Genomic DNA, 4,058 nt, shown 5'->3' with positions numbered 1-4,058 from the left:
TAATAAGCGAAAATAGGACATCATTTAGACTGATATAAGTATGGTTTTTATTAGTCTAACACTCAGATTAAAGAATAATAAATGATGTTTTTGTTGTTAATTGCAGATGGGTGTAACCACACAGCTGTAGATTCAAGTAGCAGCAACCAAAGTTTATTTAGGAAAGCTGCACGCCAGTAAAATGGAGCGTTTGTGCACAGTGTTGACAGCGGTAGGTGGCTTGATTGCGCATCACTTTATTGTGACGACGGACAGTGAGCGGATAATGCGCACAGGCGCAGTGATATTCAAAGGTTTTGCCTTGCACAGAAGAGACTTCAAAGCGATGAGTGGTATTGGCTGGTAAATGAAACACTTGATTCATCACGGCCTGCCACTCTTTACCGTGTGGACGAACACGACCATAGTGCTGGTAGGTAATTAGGTGGGCGATTTCATGTGGGATCACTTCATCGAGAAAGGCGCGTTGATTTTCAGCAAACAGCACTGGATTCAGTCTGATTTCCCAACGTTGTAAATAAGCCTTACCTGCCGCCTTTCCCCGTAACTGATAGCTGATACTCGGCATAGGGAAGTCGTGTTGAAAATAGTGACGAGCGGTTGTGATGCACTGTTTTGCTTTTACTTGCGCACGGTAATGTAGCTCAAAATTAGGCACAGATTCATTCCTAGAAAAAAGCCCTTGCGAATGAGCAAGGGCTTACAAATTTAAACTAGGTTGAAAATTACTTCAAGCCAGCAAAGTCACGCAGGATGGCGGCTTTGTCAGTCGCTTCCCAAGGAAACTCTTCACGGCCGAAGTGACCGTAAGCGGCGGTTTTCTTGTAGATCGGTTGCAGCAAATTGAGCATTTCTTGTAGGCCGTATGGGCGTAGGTCGAAGTGCTGGCGTACCGCTTCAATGATGATCTCTTGTGATACTTTCTCAGTACCAAAGGTTTCGACCATGATTGAGGTTGGATCTGCGATACCAATGGCGTATGACAACTGAATTTCACAGCGGTCAGCAAGGCCAGCCGCCACGATGTTTTTCGCTACATAACGCGCCGCGTAGGCTGCACTACGGTCTACTTTTGATGGATCTTTACCAGAGAATGCACCACCACCGTGACGCGCTGCGCCGCCGTAGGTATCAACGATGATCTTACGACCAGTTAAACCACAGTCACCCATTGGGCCGCCAATCACAAAACGACCGGTTGGGTTGATGAAAAATTTGGTCTCTTTGCTAAGCCACTCGGCTGGCAACACTGGCTTAATGATCTCTTCCATGACGCCTTCGCGTAGGTCAGCTGTCGAGATAGAGTCGCAATGTTGCGTTGAAAGAACGACTGCATCAATTCCGACAATTTTACCTTGGTCATATTGGAAGGTAACTTGAGATTTTGCATCAGGACGTAGCCAAGAAAGCGTGCCATTTTTACGCACTTCTGCTTGTTTTTGCATCAAGCGGTGAGCGTAGGTGATCGGTGCTGGCATCAGGATTTCAGTTTCGTTGGTCGCGTAACCGAACATAATACCTTGGTCACCGGCGCCTTGTTCTTTAGGGTCGGCCTTATCAACACCTTGGTTGATATCAGGTGACTGTTTACCAATGGTATTCAAAACAGCGCAAGAATTGGCATCGAAACCCATCTCTGAGTTGACGTAACCAATTTCACGAACGGTTTGGCGAGTAAGCTCTTCAATGTCCACCCATGCAGAGGTCGTGATTTCACCACCAACCATGACCATGCCGGTTTTCACGTAAGTTTCACAAGCAACACGCGCTTTGATGTCTTGTTCTAGAATCGCATCCAAAACTGCATCAGAAATTTGGTCTGCAATTTTATCTGGATGGCCTTCTGAAACGGATTCAGAAGTAAACAGGTGCTTAACCATGAGAGCTCCACTTTTAATCGTTGGACTATGGCAAGCTTCGCTCACCATCGTTATTCATTAGTTTATGTAGGTGTTTCTACATCTAGACGTCTATTCTAGTTTTGAATGGTCGAATTACAAGTTATTTTTACGCCTGTCTGTAAACCAAACGTTTGCTTAAATTTAGATGAAAAATTGGAGTTTGGTTTTTTATCCTAAAAATAAGCGCTAAAGAGCACTATTTCTCCAGTAAAACGTTTGCAGTGAGAAAAGTGCTTTGAGAGAATAGCCGCGCTATTTTCAGCCCATTTCCGTTAATTTGAATTCGCTTAATGCACTCAGGAGCAGACATGTCTTCCCGTAACCTTGTTTCTAATAAAGAACTCGCCAATGCCATCCGTGCTCTTAGTATGGACGGTGTTCAACAAGCTAACTCTGGTCACCCTGGTGCACCGATGGGTATGGCGGATATCGCTGAAGTGCTTTGGCGTAGCCACTTAAACCATAACCCACAAAACCCACAATGGGCTGACCGCGACCGTTTTGTGCTGTCAAACGGCCACGGCTCAATGCTGATTTACTCTTTATTGCACCTGAGCGGTTACGCGCTGTCGATTGATGATTTGAAAAACTTCCGTCAATTGCACTCAAAAACACCGGGTCACCCAGAATACGGTTACGCGCCGGGCATTGAAACCACCACGGGCCCATTAGGCCAAGGTATTACCAATGCGGTCGGCATGGCGATGGCTGAAAAAGCACTGGCGGCGCAGTTCAACAAACCGGGTCACGACATCGTTGACCACTTCACTTATGTGTTCATGGGTGATGGCTGTTTGATGGAAGGCATTTCGCACGAGGCGTGTTCTCTGGCGGGCACACTGGGCCTTGGCAAACTGATTGCGTTTTGGGATGACAACGGCATCTCTATCGATGGTCATGTGGAAGGCTGGTTCTCTGATGACACGCCAAAACGTTTTGAAGCGTACGGCTGGCATGTTATTGCTGCGGTTGATGGCCATAACGCTGAAGCGATTAATGCCGCGATTGAGGCTGCGAAAGCAGACCCTCGTCCAACCTTGATTTGCACCAAAACCATCATCGGTTTTGGCTCGCCAAACAAAGCGGGCTCACACGACTGTCACGGTGCCCCTTTAGGCGCTGAAGAAATCAAAGCAGCGCGTGAATTCCTGGGTTGGTCGCATGCACCTTTCCACATCCCTGCCGACATTTACGCGCAGTGGGATGCCAAAGAAGCTGGCCAAGCGAAAGAAACCGATTGGAACGCCAAGTTTGAAGCCTACGCCGCCGCTTACCCAGCCGAAGCCGCTGAGTTCAAACGCCGCGTAAATGGCGAGTTGCCAGCAGAATGGGAAGCGAAAGCGAGTCAAATTATCGCTGACCTTCAAGCTAACCCAGCCAATATTGCGTCACGTAAAGCGTCACAAAATGCGCTGGAAGCGTTTGGTAAAATGCTGCCAGAATTTATGGGCGGCTCGGCGGACTTGGCACCGTCTAACCTCACCATGTGGTCGGGCTCTCAATCGCTCACGGCGGAAGATTTCTCGGGTAACTACATTCACTACGGTGTGCGTGAATTCGGTATGACTGCCATCATGAATGGTATCGCGCTGCACGGCGGCTTCGTTCCTTACGGCGCAACCTTCCTGATGTTTATGGAATACGCCCGTAATGCAATGCGAATGGCCGCGCTGATGAAGATTCAGAACATCCAAGTCTACACTCATGACTCGATTGGCTTGGGTGAAGATGGCCCAACCCATCAACCGGTGGAGCAAGTGGCTTCACTGCGTTTGACACCGAACATGAGCACATGGCGTCCGTGTGACCAAGTGGAATCAGCCGTCGCATGGAAGTTGGCGATTGAGCGTAAAGATGGCCCATCAGCGCTGATTTTCTCTCGTCAAAACCTAGCGCAGCAGCCACGCAGTGAAACGCAAGTTGCGGATATCGCGAAAGGTGGTTACATCCTAAAAGAGTGCGCTGGTCAGCCTGAGCTTATCCTGATTGCCACTGGCTCTGAAGTTGAACTGGCGGTAAAAGCCGCAGAGCAACTTACAGCAGAAGGTAAGAAAGTGCGCGTAGTTTCGATGCCATCGACCGATGCGTTTGATAAACAAGACGCAGCCTACCGCGAAGCCGTACTACCAGCCGCCGTGACTAAGCGTATTGCAATTG

3 protein-coding genes are annotated in these 4,058 nt (G+C 48.3%); 1 reads left to right on the top strand and 2 read right to left on the bottom strand.

The features are described from left to right. Window positions 1-157: 157 nt before the first annotated feature. Both AACQ17_RS07075 and metK read right to left on the bottom strand, forming a co-directional pair. A complete protein-coding gene (locus AACQ17_RS07075) occupies window positions 158-658 on the bottom strand; it encodes a SprT family zinc-dependent metalloprotease (RefSeq protein ID WP_094147702.1) in 501 nt (166 codons plus the stop codon). Between the two features lie 67 nt (window positions 659-725). Continuing rightward, window positions 726-1,880, bottom strand: coding sequence for a methionine adenosyltransferase (gene metK, locus AACQ17_RS07070; protein ID WP_026027375.1), 1,155 nt, complete (start codon window positions 1,878-1,880; stop codon window positions 726-728). 329 nt (window positions 1,881-2,209) lie between these two features. Here metK and tkt point away from each other — a divergent pair. Continuing rightward, window positions 2,210-4,058, top strand: a 1,849-nt coding sequence (tkt, locus tag AACQ17_RS07065; protein ID WP_094167804.1) for a transketolase, incomplete at its 3' end; no start/stop codon positions are given.

The sequence above is a fragment of the Vibrio sp. V10_P2A27P122 genome, from assembly GCF_963874335.1.
Classification (GTDB): Bacteria; Pseudomonadota; Gammaproteobacteria; order Enterobacterales; family Vibrionaceae; genus Vibrio; species Vibrio anguillarum.
Note: the sequence above shows the minus strand (reverse complement) of the source record. Positions and strands in the feature narration are given on the sequence as shown.